This window comes from Mesomycoplasma molare (genome assembly GCF_024918955.1).
Lineage (GTDB): Bacteria > Bacillota_I > Bacilli_A > Mycoplasmatales > Metamycoplasmataceae > Mesomycoplasma_A > Mesomycoplasma_A molare.
The window spans coordinates 700,865-717,781 of record NZ_CP103423.1; the positions used below are offsets into that span (position 1 = coordinate 700,865).

General features: G+C 24.0%; 16 protein-coding genes and 9 tRNA genes. 4 read left to right on the plus strand and 21 right to left on the minus strand.

The window, feature by feature from the left end:
• Positions 1-318: 318 nt before the first annotated feature.
• From NX772_RS03180 to NX772_RS03225, 10 genes are all read right to left on the minus strand, one after another.
• A tRNA-Ser gene (locus NX772_RS03180) sits at positions 319-409 on the minus strand.
• Positions 410-449: 40 nt separating this feature from the next.
• Complete coding sequence (locus NX772_RS03185; protein ID WP_027123108.1) at positions 450-956, minus strand: adenine phosphoribosyltransferase; 507 nt, start codon at positions 954-956, stop codon at positions 450-452.
• A gap of 33 nt (positions 957-989) precedes the next feature.
• Positions 990-1,829, minus strand: a complete 840-nt coding sequence (locus tag NX772_RS03190) for an FAD synthase (RefSeq protein WP_027123109.1) — start codon at positions 1,827-1,829, stop codon at positions 990-992.
• Complete coding sequence (locus NX772_RS03195) at positions 1,829-2,629, minus strand: YcsE-related riboflavin metabolism phosphatase (protein WP_027123110.1); 801 nt, start codon at positions 2,627-2,629, stop codon at positions 1,829-1,831. Before NX772_RS03195 ends, NX772_RS03190 begins: the two co-directional genes overlap by 1 nt.
• Positions 2,616-3,482, minus strand: coding sequence for a tRNA pseudouridine(55) synthase TruB (gene truB / locus NX772_RS03200; RefSeq protein WP_027123111.1), 867 nt, complete (start codon positions 3,480-3,482; stop codon positions 2,616-2,618). Before truB ends, NX772_RS03195 begins: the two co-directional genes overlap by 14 nt.
• A 71-nt stretch (positions 3,483-3,553) precedes the next feature.
• Positions 3,554-3,638: transfer RNA gene (locus NX772_RS03205), tRNA-Leu, on the minus strand.
• 56 nt (positions 3,639-3,694) lie between these two features.
• A tRNA-Thr gene (locus tag NX772_RS03210) sits at positions 3,695-3,770 on the minus strand.
• 1 nt (position 3,771) lies between these two features.
• Positions 3,772-3,847: transfer RNA gene (locus NX772_RS03215), tRNA-Val, on the minus strand.
• A 4-nt stretch (positions 3,848-3,851) separates the two neighbouring features.
• Positions 3,852-3,927: transfer RNA gene (locus tag NX772_RS03220), tRNA-Glu, on the minus strand.
• Between the two features lie 2 nt (positions 3,928-3,929).
• A tRNA-Asn gene (locus NX772_RS03225) sits at positions 3,930-4,004 on the minus strand.
• Positions 4,005-4,265: 261 nt separating this feature from the next.
• Here NX772_RS03225 and NX772_RS03230 point away from each other — a divergent pair.
• The 3 genes from NX772_RS03230 (at position 4,266) to NX772_RS03240 (ending at position 6,678) form a co-directional block, all read left to right on the plus strand.
• Positions 4,266-4,349 (plus strand) — tRNA-Tyr (locus tag NX772_RS03230).
• A 3-nt stretch (positions 4,350-4,352) separates the two neighbouring features.
• Positions 4,353-4,427, plus strand: a tRNA-Gln gene (locus NX772_RS03235).
• Between the two features lie 130 nt (positions 4,428-4,557).
• The gene (locus NX772_RS03240; protein ID WP_051542110.1) at positions 4,558-6,678 is read left to right on the plus strand and encodes an ATP-dependent Clp protease ATP-binding subunit; all 2,121 of its coding nucleotides are present in this window, start codon (positions 4,558-4,560) and stop codon (positions 6,676-6,678) included.
• Between the two features lie 5 nt (positions 6,679-6,683).
• Here the strand turns inward: NX772_RS03240 and NX772_RS03245 are convergent.
• The 7 genes from NX772_RS03245 to NX772_RS03275 form a co-directional block, all read right to left on the minus strand.
• A tRNA-Trp gene (locus tag NX772_RS03245) sits at positions 6,684-6,758 on the minus strand.
• An 80-nt stretch (positions 6,759-6,838) separates the two neighbouring features.
• Entirely contained in the window at positions 6,839-7,291 is a 453-nt protein-coding gene (gene msrB / locus NX772_RS03250) for a peptide-methionine (R)-S-oxide reductase MsrB (RefSeq protein WP_027123112.1), read from the minus strand.
• 26 nt (positions 7,292-7,317) lie between these two features.
• Positions 7,318-10,191 (minus strand): lysylphosphatidylglycerol synthase transmembrane domain-containing protein, encoded by a 2,874-nt coding sequence (locus NX772_RS03255; protein ID WP_027123113.1) that lies wholly within the window; start codon positions 10,189-10,191, stop codon positions 7,318-7,320.
• Between the two features lie 12 nt (positions 10,192-10,203).
• Positions 10,204-10,794, minus strand: coding sequence for an SMC-Scp complex subunit ScpB (scpB, locus tag NX772_RS03260; protein WP_027123114.1), 591 nt, complete (start codon positions 10,792-10,794; stop codon positions 10,204-10,206).
• Positions 10,784-11,584, minus strand: a complete 801-nt coding sequence (locus NX772_RS03265; RefSeq protein ID WP_036449978.1) for a segregation/condensation protein A — start codon at positions 11,582-11,584, stop codon at positions 10,784-10,786. Before NX772_RS03265 ends, scpB begins: the two co-directional genes overlap by 11 nt.
• Before the next feature lie 2 nt (positions 11,585-11,586).
• The gene (locus tag NX772_RS03270) at positions 11,587-12,354 is read right to left on the minus strand and encodes a lysophospholipid acyltransferase family protein (RefSeq protein ID WP_036449981.1); all 768 of its coding nucleotides are present in this window, start codon (positions 12,352-12,354) and stop codon (positions 11,587-11,589) included.
• A 13-nt stretch (positions 12,355-12,367) separates the two neighbouring features.
• Entirely contained in the window at positions 12,368-12,661 is a 294-nt protein-coding gene (locus tag NX772_RS03275; protein WP_027123117.1) for a 4'-phosphopantetheinyl transferase superfamily protein, read from the minus strand.
• Between the two features lie 102 nt (positions 12,662-12,763).
• Here NX772_RS03275 and recU point away from each other — a divergent pair, with 102 nt between their 5' ends.
• A complete protein-coding gene (gene recU, locus NX772_RS03280) occupies positions 12,764-13,243 on the plus strand; it encodes a Holliday junction resolvase RecU (protein ID WP_027123118.1) in 480 nt (159 codons plus the stop codon).
• Here the strand turns inward: recU and NX772_RS03285 are convergent.
• The 4 genes from NX772_RS03285 to NX772_RS03300 all read right to left on the minus strand — a co-directional run bounded on the left by NX772_RS03285 (position 13,238) and on the right by NX772_RS03300 (position 16,911).
• Positions 13,238-13,522, minus strand: a complete 285-nt coding sequence (locus NX772_RS03285; RefSeq protein WP_027123119.1) for an HU family DNA-binding protein — start codon at positions 13,520-13,522, stop codon at positions 13,238-13,240. The genes recU and NX772_RS03285 overlap by 6 nt on opposite strands.
• Entirely contained in the window at positions 13,523-14,830 is a 1,308-nt protein-coding gene (der, locus tag NX772_RS03290) for a ribosome biogenesis GTPase Der (protein WP_259429360.1), read from the minus strand.
• Positions 14,823-15,512, minus strand: coding sequence for a (d)CMP kinase (gene cmk / locus NX772_RS03965; protein WP_036450030.1), 690 nt, complete (start codon positions 15,510-15,512; stop codon positions 14,823-14,825). The genes der and cmk overlap by 8 nt, the downstream gene beginning before the upstream one ends.
• Positions 15,513-15,987: 475 nt before the next feature.
• Positions 15,988-16,911: an ATP-binding protein gene (locus tag NX772_RS03300; protein ID WP_051542112.1), complete on the minus strand. Its 924-nt coding sequence runs from the start codon at positions 16,909-16,911 to the stop codon at positions 15,988-15,990.
• Positions 16,912-16,917: the final 6 nt, after the last annotated feature.

Sequence of the window (16,917 nt, forward strand, 5' to 3'; positions counted from 1 at the left end):
AATAATACTAATATCAAAAAATTTTAATAATCAAAAATCTTTATATAAATAAAAAATCCCAGTTATAAAAAAAGAAAAAATATTAAGGTAAATTTTGAAATCTAAAAAAATGTTTTTAAATTTTAAATTTATAATTTTTGTTCAACCAAAATAGTCAAACAAATAAAATTGTTTTTCCTTTTTTGTTGTATTTTTTTCTATTATTCGTATAACTACTGTTATTATTGTTAGAGAAAATGCTAATAAAAAAAATATATACGCCACTCTTTGTTCCTTTTTTAGTTATACTTGAATTATATCAAAAAAGGTATAAAAAAATGGCGGGGCAAACAGGATTTGAACCTGCGCGGGCGGTTAAGCCCCTAACGCGTTAGCAATGCGTCCTCTTCAGCCTCTTGAGTATTGCCCCACAAATTACTATATAATTATATAGTATTTTTTTATTTTTTTTATATTTTAATTAGAGATTCTACTTTATATGGAGAAAGCATATCTCTACCCTTTAAGTTTTCAAGTTCCATTAATAAAACTACTTTTTCTACTTTTGCCCCTTGAGACTCAACTAATTTTATAATAGCTTTAGTTGTACCTCCTGTAGCTAATACATCATCGATAATTATTGCTTTTTGACCTTCTTTGATCATTCCTTTTTGTACTTCTAATTTGTTTGTTCCATATTCTAAATTATATTCCATAGAAATTACTTCTCCAGGTAATTTATTAGGTTTACGCACCATTATGAAAGGTTTTTGTAGCATTGCAGCTACTGGTGTACCAAAAAGAAATCCTCTAGCATCTGGCCCTATTATAATATCCGCTTCTTTACTTAATTCAACCATTTTATCTATCACAAATCTTAAAACTTTGCCATTTGCAAGTAGAGGTGAGATGTCTTTAAACAAAATGCCTTTTTTAGGAAAATCTTGAACATCTCTAATATATTTATTTAATTCCATAATTTTAAATTATATTATATTTTTTATTTATGATTAATATTCTTTAGAAATAAATATTTCCTTAATTTCTTCTTTTTCTTTATCTGATAATTTATTTTCTAATTCAGTTGTAATTATTCTTTTTTCTTTGATAAATTCTAAAAATAAATATTCAACGTCGAAAATATTAGTTTTATAGTTATCAAAGAAAAATAATTTTTTTTCTTTATCTATAAAGTTTATAAATAGAATACAAGGGATTTTTTTATTGCCTTTTATAAGTTTAACTAAATATATTCCTGAAGGAAATGGAACTATATTTGAACTAAAATAAATTTGATTATTATATTTTATTTTAATTCTTGTAAAGTAATTATTTTTTAATTGTGAATTTACAAGACTAAATTTTCCTGTTAATAAATTTTCTTTTAATATAGAAGTGGAAATTTTATAATTGTCCTTTTTAATAATATCAACTATTGTTGTACTAGGGTAAATTTCTTTTATCTTATTAGAAGTTATTTTGGCTTCTTTACCCATTTTAAAATCTTTTCCCACAACAAAATGAGTTGCACCTTTTGAAAGTAATTTATTTAAAAATTCCTCTCCATTTGTATTTTTTATTTCATCATTAAAATCTAAAAGCAAAATATAATCTACTTTTAAATTTGCTAAATATTGAATTCTAGAATGCAAATCATTAAAAATATATTCACCATTTTTTTTAAGCTTTTCTGGATTTTTAAAAAGTAAAATTGTTACTTTTTTTTGAGTTTTTTTAGCTTCTTTCAATAATTCGCTATGTCCTAAATGAAAAGATTCAAATGATCCTAAAATAAATACAGAATCTTTAATTTCATCCTTATCAGAATCAAAATCAACTATTTTTGTCATTAAGATATTATTCCTAATTCTTTTAATTTTAAATATGTACCCATTTCAGTAGCCGATGAAGTTTTATCATTAGCAACTTCTACAACATAGTCAGGAGCACCTTCCATAGCAACACCATAACCTACTTCTTTTATCATTTCATAATCATTAGATCCATCGCCAAAAGCCATCATTTCTGATAAATCAATGTTTAATATTTTTCCTAGTTTTTTTAGACCACTGGCTTTATTACTATTAATTTTATTAATAAAAAAGCCTTTTGATCATGTTGAATTTATTTCTAAATCTAAATTATTTTCTTTTAAAAATTTTTTCGTTTTTTCAATCATATTAGGATCACTAGTTTTTACTGTTATAATATGTAAATTTTCTTTTTCAAACTCTAGTTCATTTAAATTTTTAAATTTTTCAACATGGTCTCTTAAAAATCAATTATCAAAGCTATGCCCTTCAGAAAAATAACCATAATTTTCAGTCATTACACTATGGTCACATTTTTCATTTTCTAAGAAATTACTTAACATTTTAAATTCTTTATGCGATATTTTATCTTCATAAATAATTTTTTTACTTTTACAATCGTATATAAATGATCCATTTGCTCCTAAAAAATAATCTACAGAAACATCGTCTAAAAGAGAACCTATAGTAATCATTTCTCTTCCTGTACAAAAAACAACTACTTTGTTTTTTTCTTTTAATTTAACAAACATTTCTTTTATTTCAGGATAAAAATCTTTATTAGTATAAGGTAATAGAGTTCCATCTATATCAAAAGAAAATAATTTATATTTCTCCATTTTTCTCCTTTAATTCTTTTTCAATAACATTACCAAATAATTTTATTGATTTCATTTTTTGTTCAACTATTTTACCAAATCCAACTATTTTATCATTAAAAATTAGCATAATTTCTTCTATTTTGTCATTTTTTACATCAATTTCTAAGCCATTTCAAAGTTTTTTTAATTCTTTTTCTGTCAAAATAAATTTTGGAATGTTTTTGTCTAATAGTTCTAATGGATTAATAACTTCTTTAGTCAAATCGGCGATTGATAAACTATTTAATTTAATTCTTTCTAACTCGATCATTATTGCTTCTGTACCTAATGCATTAGCAATATCTCTTATTAAACTTCTTATATATGTTCCTCTTGAAACTTCTGTCTCTAATTCTAGTTCTTGCTTTTCAAAGTCAAAATTTAATATTTTAATGTTTTTAATTTCCACTATTGAAGATTTAAGTTTAACTTCTTTATTCTGTCTAGCTAATTCATAAGCCTTTTTACCGTTTATTTTTTTAGCTGAAAAAATCGGTGGCATTTGCTCTATTTTACCTATAAATTTAGGAATTATATTTATTATTTCTTGTAGAATTATCTTTTTATTCACCTTTTTTTGCTCTATTTTACCCTCTATATCTAATGTGTCTGAAGAAAAGTGAAATTTTAGTTTAGTTATATATGTCTTATATTCTTTATCTAAATAATTTATTAATTTAGTGTCTTCATCAGTAGCTATTAAAAGTAAACCAGAAGCCATAGGATCTAGCGTACCTGTATGGCCTATTTTCTTTATTTTATTTTCTTTCGCAAATTTTTTTATTTTTTGAAAAGAACTTACTCCTTTTTCTTTATAAATAAGCTTAATCATATTAATAATATTACTTTAAAATTAAAAAATAAAAAGCAAAACAAACTGTTTTGCCGGTAATAATAATTATATGGTGCGCAAGAAGGGACTTGAACCCTTACGCCGTAAAGCACTAGAGCCTAAATCTAGCGTGTCTGCCAATTTCACCACTCGCGCATACTAAATAAGGTCATGTTAAAAGGAATCGAACCTTTCTAAAACCAAAAACATGATGGTGCCGTCTATAGGAATCGAACCTACGACCTACTGATTACAAGTCAGTTGCTCTGCCTGCTGAGCTAAGACGGCATGGTGGAAGATGAGGGGCTCGAACCCACGACCCTTGCCTTGTAAGGGCAATGCTCTCCCAACTGAGCTAATCTTCCAAAATGGTGACCCATACGGGACTCGAACCCGTGAATGCATGGATGAAAACCATGTGTGTTAACCGCTTCACCAATGGGCCAATGGCGCCGATTGCGGGGATCGAACCTGCGACCAACTGGTTAACAGCCAGCTGCTCTACCGCTGAGCTAAATCGGCACAATTTAGCGTATTTTTTTAATACTTTACAATTATACAACTTTTTAAAAAAATTCAAAAACTTTTTTTTAGAATATTTTTATTTTTAAAAAGCATAAATATTTTAACATATTTTAATAATAAAAAAATAATTTAATCTAATTAAAAACAATTACCCTTATAAAAATTATTGAATTTTAAATTTATATCTGTAAAATAAAAAAAATATAAAAATATTTTTAAAAATAATAAATTTTATTGTATAATGTTAAATGCATTTATGGGGGGGTAGCGAAGCGGCCAAACGCGGGTGGCTGTAACCCACTTTCTAACGATTCGGGGGTTCGAATCCCTCCCCCCCCACCATATTGCCCCATGGCCAAGCGGTAAGGCAGCGGTTTTTGGTGCCGCGATGCGTTAGTTCGAATCTAACTGGGGCAGCCAATCGTTTTTACGACCTAAACATCATTATTAGTATGATGTTTTTTTTATATCATATTTTTGGCACTCAACTAATTAGACTGCCAAAAATATGATATAATTTATGTAACATATTATAAAATAGGGAGGTAATATGAATTTTGAATTTAAAGAAGAAAAAAATCCACTAGAAGAATTTGGAAAAAATTTAACTGACTTAGCGATTAAAAATAAACTAGATCCAGTGATTGGAAGAGATGATGAAATCAGAAGAATTATTACTATTCTTTCTAGAAAAACTAAAAACAATCCGGTCCTTGTAGGGGAACCTGGAGTTGGTAAAACAGCTATAATTGAAGGATTGGCAAGAAAAATAGTTGAAGGAAGTGTTCCTGAAAATCTTAAAAATAAGCAAATTTGAGAAATTGATTTAGCTTCTGTTATAGCAGGAGCATCATATCAAGGTCAATTCGAGGATAGACTTAAAAAAATAATTAAGCAAATAGAAAACTCAAATGGAGATATAATAATTTTTATTGATGAAATACACTTATTAATAGGTGCTGGAAAAAATAATTCTGGAGCTATGGACGCTGCAAACATTATTAAACCTATTATGGCTAGAGGCGGAATTAAATTAATAGGGGCTACAACTTTAGAAGAATATAAATTATATATAGAAAAAGATGCTGCATTAGAAAGAAGAATGCAAAAAATCGATGTTATTGAACCAACTATAGAAGATACTATAACTATTCTTAGAGGAATTAAAAATAGAATGGAGAACTATCATAAAATAAAAATAACAGATGAAGCTTTAGTTGCTGCTGCTAATCTTTCATATCGTTATATTAATGATAGATTTTTACCAGATAAAGCTATTGATTTAGTTGATGAAGCTGGAGCAACTATTAAAGTAGAAATAAACTATCAACCAGAAGAAATTGAAAAATTAAAACAAACTTACGCTAAACTAAACATGGAGATCATATCTCTATCAAATGAAAAAAATAATGTAAATAATGAAAAAATAAAAGAAATAAACGAAAAAATAGAAAATGTTAAAGCTAAAATAAAAGAAAAAGAAGAACTGTTTCAAAAAGAAAAAAAACAAACACATAAATTGGCTTTTTTAAAGAATCAATTAGATGATCTAAATAATAATTTTAAAATATTGCAAAACGAAGGAAAATTTAAAGAAGCATCCGAAATTATTTATAATAAAATTCCTAATATTAAAAGAGAAATTGAAGATTTAGAAAACAACGTTATAAATAATAACAATTCTTTTGTAAAGGATCAAGTTACTGTTGAAGACATTGCTAAAATTGTTTCAAAATGAACTAAAATTCCCGTTACTAAACTCGTAGAAAAAGATAAAACTAAAATTTTAAATTTAAAAACTAATTTAGAAAAAATGATCAAAGGTCAAAATCAAGCTATAGAATTAGTTAATTCTTCCATTTTAAGATCAAAAGCAAATATAAATGACCCAAATAAACCGATTGGTTCTTTTATTTTTGTTGGTCCTACAGGTGTAGGTAAAACAGAGCTTGCTAGAGCTTTATCCTTATTATTATTTAATTCAGAAAAGCAAATTATTCGTTTAGATATGTCTGAATACATGGAAAAACATTCAGTTTCTAAATTAATAGGTTCTCCTCCAGGGTATATTGGTTATGAAAATGGAGGACAATTAACTGAAAAAATTAGACAGAATCCTTACTCTTTAATTCTTTTTGATGAAATAGAAAAAGCTCATCCTGATGTTTCAAATATCCTATTACAAATTTTAGATAATGGATATTTAACTGATTCTAAAGGAAGAAAAATAAACTTTAGAAATACAATTATAATAATGACAAGTAACATAGGAGCTCATGAAATATTAAAAAATCCAAATATTTCTATAGATATTTTAAAAAACAAACTTCTTGAACATTTTAAGCCAGAATTTTTAAATAGAATAGATGAAATCATTAAATTTAATCCTCTTTCTAAAGAAGTTTTAAAAAATATAACTGAATTAGAATTAGTTAAATTAATTGAAAGAATCAAGGATAATACTAAAATAAATATTAAATTCAATAAAGAAATAATAGATTTTATTGTTAATAATACTGATTATGAAAATTTTGGAGCTAGACCTATAAAATTGTTTATAAAAAGAAATATTGAAACTTTTATTGCTAATAGTATTTTAAATAATCAAATTAGTGTTGATAAAGAAAATATTTTAATTATTGAAAAAAACGCAATTACTTGAAAGGAATAAAAAAATGGCAGAGGTGACAGGACTCGAACCCATAACACACGGGGTTGAAGCCCGTTGTTCTACCATTGAACTACACCTCTAGCTCTCTATATATGATACCATATATTTAACAATTTAATTATTAAAAAACTACCATTTTTATACTGGTAGCTTTTTTTTATTAATCAGATTTATTTTTACTAAACAATTCTAAGTATTCTTCATAACCTTCTTCTTTTAATTTATCGACAGGTATAAATCTTAATGAAGCAGAATTAATACAGTATCTTAATCCTCCTTTTTCTTTCGGACCATCAGTAAAAACATGTCCTAAATGAGAATCCGCGTTCTTACTTTTAACTTCTATTCTTTTCATATTGTGCGATAAATCTTCATGTTCTACAATTATTTGCTCATTTATAGGTTTTGAAAATGCAGGTCAGCCACAACCTGAATCATATTTATCATCAGATTTAAATAAAGGAGTTCCATCAACTATATCTACATAAATACCTTCTTCAAAATGTTTATCATATTCATTAGTAAATGGTCTTTCAGTAAATGATTCTTGAGTAACTTTATACTGTAATTCTGTTAACTCTTTTAATCTTTTTTCTTTTTTTGTTTTGTCCATATTTCCTCCGTATTAAATAATTTAATTTAATGTATTAAAATTATAAACACTATAGATATGATACCAATTATTCACATTAATAATGCATTTCTAAAGAAAATAGTTTTGGTTTTTTTAAAATTTTTGCTAATTTTTGGATCAATTGATATCATGGTCGCTATTTGTTTATATTTATCTATTCTTTTTTCACCTAAATATAAAGTCAATAACATAAGAGCTGAAATTATGTTAGGAATTAATCAATAAAATATTTTTGTTGAAAAACTAAAAATTTTCAAGTTATTTTCAATTAGTTCTTTATCGCTAGTTACAAAAACATTTTGAAAAATAACCGTCATTAGCCAATCGGAAGTACCAATTCCCCCAGGAGTTGGTGATAAATTATTAGCCATGTTAAGTAATGAAGAACCTGACTGAAAGTTTAAATATCAAAATAAAAAACTACTGAAATTATTATTTACTAAAATAATATCTTTTTCAATAAGAATTAAGACGATAATTGAAGTATTTAATAAAAAGGGTAAAATTTTATATAAAAATAAACATTCTAAAAAGAACAAAAAATCTTTAAATAAGTTTTTAAAATTAATTTTAAATTCTAAAAATTTATTTTCTAATATAATTTTTTTTCTATCTAAATTATCATTGTAACTAAATGGATTATTTTTGTAAATAAATATAATTATTTTGATGATAAATAATTGCATCTTCTTTAAAATAGACACGAAAAGAATTAATAAAAATAAAACTATATTTAAAATTATTCCTAAAAGAATAAAAATAAAAGTTATTATTTTTCTAGCGTCTATATCTTTTAATAAAATATCTTGATAGAAGTAAAATCCCATAGGTATAAAAATTAGAGATATAAATAACACAGATACTTGGTGAAATAAAGAAGTAAATGCAAAGGCGGAAGCTAAATTAGGTTTTGAGTATCCTTTTTTCTGCAAGTATCAATACGAAGAAAGATCTCCTCCAAAAGAAAAAGGAGTAATGTTTTGTACAATAGTCGATATCATTGCAGCTAAAAATAGATGTTTAAAATTTATCTTCATTTTTTGTTTTCTAAACACTCTATATAACATCATTGAATAAAAAAAATAAAAACCAACATTAGAAACTACAATAGCTAAAAAAATAAACCTTAATTTGTAATCACTTAAAAAAATGTCATAAAAATTTTTAAATATTGCTAAAGGCCCTTCTAATTCAGAATCTTTTGTTCTATAAATGGTCGAAAATAAAATTAAAAAAACTAAAAATATAAATAATAAAAAAGAACTAAATTTTAAAATATTTTTTCATTTATTATTGGGATTATTTTCTTTTAAAATATGAGAATATTCTTCCATTTCTTTTCTAATACTCTCTTCTTTTTTTACTATATCGTAAATATTAGATTTAAAATAACTAGAAACTATTTCAGTTTTTACTTCATTTAAAATCTTATCAAACTCCATTAGGATTTCTGTGCCATCTTTTAGATTGATTTCAATAAATATTTTTCTTTTATTTAAATTTCTTACTTCATTTAATTTATTAATATTTAATTTTTCTATTTTAAATTTAGCAATTTTTCTTTCTTTTCTGATTTTTTTATAAAAGTTTAAAAAAGAATTATAATTCATTGTTCTATTGTCTTTAAAAGCCGCTGATACTAAATAATTCTTTTTATTTTCTTCTAAAGTTTTAAAAATATCAATTTTATTTTTTTCATAAAACTCAAACATTTCTACTTTTAATAAAAGGTTACTTATACTTTCAAAACCAATAAAATTATTGGAAAAATTTAGTTTAATAATTTGATTTCCATCAAAAATGTATGCCCTTTCATTTTTGATTTTTATTTCTCTACTTAAAAAATAATAAAGATCATTTAAATTATTATAAGTTTTAATGTTTTGATGATTATTTTTATATAAAAACTCTTTTACATTATTAGAAGATTTAAAAGGTATATAAAAGGAAGTATTATGAAAATCAGTATCGGTTTTAATAAAATAATTTAACAATAAAAAATTAATATCTTCATTTGAAATTTCTTGATATTTATTTTTATTTTTTATAAAAGTTTTTTCTATATTTTTACTATTTTCCGAATAAAAAAACACGTCGTGCTTACTTTTTTTGTCTTTTATAAATTCTTTTTTAATTATTCTTTTATAGTACTTAAAATAGTTAGAAGGTTTTTTGATAAAGTTTAGAGTAAAATTTTCTGAGATATTTTTTATTTGATCAAATTCTCTATAACCTTCTACTAACATTAAATATTTTCTTTTAATTTTTTCATTCAAAACAATATTTATATTCTTATTTATATAAATTGTTTTTTTATTTTTATTTTTTAAAAGTTCAGAGTTAAATTTAGTTAATGTAATTTTTTTATTTATAAAATCTTCTTCTTGTTTAGTTAGATATTGAAAATTATTTTTCCTAAAAATTATTCTATAAAATTCTTTATTTTCCTTTAAAAAAAATATAGAATAATCATATTCATTTTTTATAATTTCATTTAAAGCCATATCTTTACTATAAAAAGTATTTTTTTCAAACTTAAATACGTTATTTTTTTCTTCAGAACTTAATACATTTTCAAAAATCTCAGAAAAAGCATAGCTTATATCATCATTATCGTTATAAATAAATATTTTTCTTATCTCATGATTTTTTTGTTTTTTTATTAATTCCTTAAATAATAAAGCTTTTTGAAAAATAACATTTTCGTTTATTTCGTCTTCAAATTCTCCTAATTTTGCTAAAACTTCTGAACAAACAATGTTGGAATTTTTTAACTCATTACCTGTTATTAAATAATCTTCATTATAATTTAAAAAATTTTCCGATGAGATTTCTGTTTCTAGTTTTAACAAATCAGTGCCATTAATAATTTCTTCCATTAAAATCCTTTATTAATTTTCTCTTTGGGAACCAAAAAGATCAAAAGTTTCTTCTTCTGTTTCATTATCAAATTCACCAGATTCTTCTGTAAATTGATCAAATTCTTGAAATTTAGGTAATTCTTGTAATGATTTTAATTTAAAATAGTCATAAAATCTATTAGTTATTCCATATAGTGTTGGTTGCCCAACCGTTGGTGATACACCCACTTCTTCTATTATTCCCTTCATTAAAAGGGATGCTACTATTGCGTCAGAAGCTACACCTCTTATGTCGCTAACCATAGAACGCGTTACAGGTTGTTTATATGCGATAATTGCAGCTGTTTCAATAGCAGCATTAGATAATTTATGTCTTCTAGTTATTGTAACTAAATCAGAGATATAGTCTTTAAACTCTTCTCTTGTTGCAAATTTAAAAATATCATTAAATTCAACAACATAAATTCCTCTTTCTAATTTGTTAAAATTTTCTAAAAATCTTTTTAAAAGACTTCTAGCTTCATTAACAGTATTAAGTTTTAAGACTTGTTGTAATTGTTCTGAAGATAAGCCTTCCTCTCCTTGCATATAAATTAGCGCCTCAATAATTTTATTTTTCATAATTTGGTCCTTTTTCGATGCTTATGGTTGCAAATTGTTGTTCTTGTTTTAATATTACTTCTTCTTTTCTGCTCATATCCAATAAAGCAATTAATGTTATAACAAAATGTTTTATCGAAGGAACTGAAAAAACCATTTCAAAAGTTAAAACTTTATTTTCTTTAAATAATTCTCTAATCATCTTAATTTGATCACTAGGTGTTACACTTACACTATCAATTTTTATTTGTCTCAATTTTTCAGCGTGTATTCTTTCGAACATTAAAGTAAGAATTTGAGTTATTTTTTGTTTAGAAGAATTACCATCCACTTTAGTTCTATCTATAGGTCTAATAAATTCTTCTAAATCAGAAGGCTTTTTGATAAAAATTTTAGATCTTTTTTCTTCTTGTTCTCTCAACAATTGAAAGATAGGTTTAAATTGTTGATATTCAGCTAATAATCTTAATAATTTTTCTTTATCTTCTTCTATTTCTTGTTTGATTACTTCATCTTTTTCAGCTAATAGCATCTTAGCTTTTATTTGAATTAATGTTGCAGCCATTACAAGATAATCAGAAGCAATCTCAAAATGACTATCTTTTATTCTATCAATGATTCTTAAATAATCTGTAGCTAGTTCGGCTAAATTAATTTCAAAAATATCAACATTTTTTTCTTTAACTAGACTTAATAGTAAATCAAGTGGTCCATTAAAATTTTCAATATTTAAATCAACATCATGTTTTTTGTCTTTTATTTCTTTTTCAGTATTTTCTTTTAATTCTTCATTAATTTTATCAATTTCCATGTCTATTTTTTATCCCTTTTCTTTTCTGGAAGGCTTTTTATGTATCTACTTTCAATTATATCTTTTACTCTTAAAGAAATAGCTTCATTAGACTGAGATACAAAGGAAGATGGTTTTAAAGAAGGGTGAAAAATTACCTCTACATTTAATTTTTTAGTTCTTGAAGAATCAAAAACTTTTCCACTAAAGTTTATAGTTACAGGTAATATTGGTAAAAGCATTTTTTTAGCAACTCTAAAGGCTCCTGCTTTAAAATTTTGAATTTCTCCACTCTCGCTTCTAGTTCCCTCGGGAAAAATAACTCCATATGTTTTATTATTTTTTATAAAATTTCCAAAATCATCTATCGTTTTAACGGAATCTTTTATTTTAGAGCGATCAATAAAAAATGTATCAATTAAATTTAAAACACTTCTAGAAGTTCAATTTTTAGTCAATTCAATTTTAGCTAAAAAAGTTACTATTTTTTTTGGATCATGTTTTGTTTCTAAAATTGATTGTAATGCACTAAAAATTATAAAAGCATCTGCATTTGAAAGGTGATTTGCTACGATTAATGAATTTTTAGAAGTTATATTTTCTTTTCCTTTAATAATTAAATTAACATTATAAAGTTTTAAAAGCTTATTAGCATATTTTAAAATTAAGTCATTTCTAAATTGTGCAGAAAGTTCTAATTTTCCTTTTTTATATTTTTTAGACATTCTTCTTATTTTATTTAATCTATACAATCAAATCGGGGCTAGTAAAATTTGTTTAAGTTTTATCATGACATGTCCTTTTCTATTTTTTATAAACTATTGCTATTACCAAATTATTTTCATAAGAAGTAGATATTTCAAATTCTCTAAATTTATACCTTTTATTTTCTTTTTTTATATCTATAAGATTAAATTCAAAGAATGAGTTATCAGCTTTAAATATAGCTTCTTTTATTGCTCACCTAGTAGCTAAAAACTTTTCTTTGTTTTCAGAATTTTCATACTCTAGTATTTCATTTTTACTAAGTATTTTTCTAACAAATGTTTCTTTTTTATTTTTGAATCTTGATATTTGTGTTAAATCTACTCCAATCATATATTAAATTATACTTTTTTTTATAAAAATAGTAAAAATTCTATACTTTTACTTTTTATTTCCTTTTTTAAAATTACTTTATTATTTTTGAAATTTTTGTATATGATAAGTAAAAATAGAGGAATGATACTAGAACAAATAATAAACAAAACTATTAAATTTTATTTAGAGAACAATGTAGCAATTTTTCACAAAAAGAACTTAGATATTTCTTTTAAAAAAGTTCATAATAATAATGAATTAGAAAATGCAATAATAGCTAAAAAAAGTACTGTGGATTATTACGGCGTTTTTAAAGGAAACTTCATCAGTTTTGAAGCTAAAAGTACTAATGAAAACTTTTTACCAAAATCAAATATAAAAAAACACCAACTAGATTATTTAAGGAAAATTAAAAATCATGGTGGTATTTCATTTTTTATAATTTTATTTAAACATTTAGAACGTTTTTTTATCATTTCAATTGATAAACTAAATTTAAAAGAGAGTTTAAATCTAACTTTTTTTGAAAAAAACGGAATCGAATTAGAATTAATGTATCCAGGAATAATAGATTTTGTTTCTGTAATAGAATATTTATAAATCGTTTTTTAGCACTAAATCCTTAAAGGACTTAGAAGCTTTAAATTTAGGAGTTCTTTTTGGAGAAACTTTAAATTTTTCTCCTGTTTTAAAATAAACAGTTTCTCTCTCTTTTTTTAATTGACTTGTAAAAGTTCCTAATTTAGGAATCAATATTTCTTCATTATTAGAAACCTTTTCTTTAATCAAATCAATAAAAGCATCCAAAAATAAATCACAATCTTTTAAATTTAGTTTTGTTCTTTGAGATAATTGAATTAAAATATCTTTTCTTCTCATTTATTTAGCCTCATTTTTATTTTTTAAAATTAATTTAATAGGAGTACCTCTAAAATCAAAATATTTTCTTAATTGATTTTCTAAATATCTCATGTAAGTAAAATGCGCATAATTTTTATTATTTACAAAAAGTAAGAAAGTTGGAATTTTACCTTCTACTTGCTTTATAAATGAAATTTCTAATCTTTTACCTTTTAAAGAAGGCGCGGGCTGACTTTGATGAATCTCCATCATAACTTCATTCAAAAGATGAGCTGGGATTTTTCTTTGTAAATTTGTTCTTACAGATAATATTTCCTCTTTTAATTTATCTAATCTATTACCAAAAAGTGCTGATATAAATATTACTGAAGCTCAATCTAAAAACTTATAATTTTTTCTTAAATTCTTTTCAAATTCAACCATTGTATTAGTTTCTTTTTGAACTAAATCTCATTTATTTACAACCAATATTATTGGTTTATTTTCTTCAAAGGCATATCCTGCAAGTCTAGAATCAAAGTGCGAAATTTCTTTGGTTGCATCTATGACAATTAACGATAAATCACTTTCTGCTAAGGAATTCATAGCCCTCATAAGTGCATAATGATCTACAGATTCTACTAATTTAGATTTTCTAGTAATTCCTGCTGTATCTATAATTTCAAAGTCTAAATTATCAATCTGAAAAAAAGAAGAAATAGAATCTCTTGTGGTTCCAGCTATTGGCGAAACTATAGATCTGTTTTCTTTTAATAAAGAATTTAGTAAAGAAGACTTTCCGGCATTTGGTTTACCAATTATTGAAAGTTTAAAATGGTCATTAGAGTTTTCGTTATCATTACTGAAATTAGACACCACTTCATCTAATAAATCCCCAACTCCTTCACTATGCATAGCAGAAATTGGAAAGTACTTTTCAAATCCTAATTTATAAATAGAATAATCAAATTCTTTATTATCTTCTAACTTATTGCATGCAACTATTATTTTTTTTCCTGATTTTCTTAATAGGTTAACTACAAAAAAATCATCTTTATCTATTTCGTTTCTTCCATCTAATATAAGTAAAATTATTTCAGCTTCTTCGATAGCAATTTGAGCTTGAATCCTAATTTGATCTTGAAATATTTTTTCTTCAACTTCTATTCCGCCTGTATCGATTATTTTAAATTCTTTTCCTGCTCATTGAACTTTTTCGTATATTCTATCTCTAGTAACTCCTGGTTCATCATAAACTATAGAAACTCTTTTACCAATTAATTTGTTAAATAATGTTGATTTACCAACATTAGGTTTACCAACAATAGCCACTACCTTACTACTCATTATTAATCCTTTCTAAAATAAGCTCAGAAATTTTATTTACTACTTCTTGAATATTCATATTAGAAGAATCTATCAATATTGCATCATCTGTTTTATGAAGAGGGTCGTTTTCTCTATTCATATCCTGAAAATCTCTTTCTTCTATTTCTTTTAGTAATTCTTCATAATTGGTTTTAAAACCTAACTCCTGGTTTTGTTCCATTCTTCTTGTTGCTCTAATTTCTGCTGATGCTCATAAAAAAATCTTTAGCTCCGCATTAGGTAAAACAACAAAAGTAGTGTCCCTGCCATCCATAATTACACCTTTTTCTTTTTCCGAATAATCTTGCAAAAATGAAACAATTTGACTTCTTATTAATTTATATTTAGCAATTTTACTTGCTCCTCAAGATATTTCATCTTTTCTTAAATCTTTATTTTCTATTTTAACATTATCTAAAAATAAGTTTCCAAAGGGATCAAGAAACAATTGTTTAATATTCCAATTATCTAAAACATATTTTTCATCTAAAATTTGCTTAAATTGTTCTTTTCCTAATTTTTGAAAGAAAAATAAAGAAATTGCTCTATAAAGAGATCCGCTATTTATAAATTTTAAATTGAATTTTTTGGCAATAAGTTCAGAAACTGTTGATTTACCCACTCCAGAAGGTCCATCAATCGCTATATTTATTTTTTTCATAATATCTCCCTTATTATTTAATTTTATATTATCTAATTCTTTTATTTCATCATCAAATAAATGAGAAGAAATATCTAAATTATCTAAAAAAGAAAAATCATCATTAATTTCACTATATAAATTTTCTAGACTAATTTTAAAATTATTTTCATCTAAAATATTTAATTTATTATAAATATTATCAAATTCTAATTCAAGACTATTTTCTTTATCTAAATTTTCAAAAACACTTATTTCATCTAACTTCATGGTTTTTTCTAGATTAATTTTTTTAATCATCTCTTTTAATGTTAAATATTTCTTTTTTAAATTTTCATCAGATTGTAAAAAAGAATAATAAAAAAAAGAGCCTCCATTTACAGAATCTCTATACTTTTTTCACTTTTTTAATCTAGTTTCCATATCTTCTGTTTTCATAATATTTAAATTAATTATAAAATATTTTTCAAATTAATAAAATATTATTAATTATAGACTAAATAGAAATCTTTTCTCCTTTTATTTCATATTCAACTGATAAACTTTTTATTCGGTTAATAAATTTTGATATTTTTAATTTTTCAATTTCTGATAAATTATTTTTAGCTTTTTTGTGTTCATTTTCAATAATTGCTAAATAAACTTCTTCTAATTGATTAATACTGAAATAAGAAGAAAAGAAAGTTTTCTTTTTATTAAAATATCTATTTTCTAAAACTTGTAAAAGAACAGTGTCTCTAAATCAATCTGACTTTTTTTCTAAACCCAAATCATCCAAATATAAAACATCAACTTTTTTTAATTTTTCAATAATTTCGGATAAATTAAGTTTTTTTTCACTAATTTTATCCATTAAATGTTGTTGAAAAATAGGTATATTAATAAACGCTACACTAAATCCTTCTTTTGCATATGTTACAGCAGAAGATTTTAAAAATGTACTTTTTCCTACTCCATTATTTCCATATAAAAAAAAGCCAAGATTATTTTTTTTATACATTTTAACTAAGTCAATGTATCTTTTATTTATATCAGAATTTTTTATGCTATTATCTCTCATTAAATCTTTTAAGTCTTTTTCAATATCAACAACAGAAATATTTGTTAATCAAAAGTTTTCTTTATATATGTTTCTTTTTCTTTTTAAAGAAGATGTAAAAATTCTTTTAATTTCTCCGTCTTCATCTCTTTTAAAAGAAATTTCAAAATCCTTATCATTTTCTAATGATTCATTTTCTAAAACTTGAATAAATAAATCTAATTTCGTTATTATTTCTTGTTCTGTAACATTATATTTTTCTATTAGTTTTTGAACTTTATCACTAGACTTTATTTCATCTATTATTTTGTCTACTTCTCTATTTAAGAATGTTTTTTCAACTTTTGCATTTTGAGCAAAAATATTATTTTCTTTATTCATAATTTT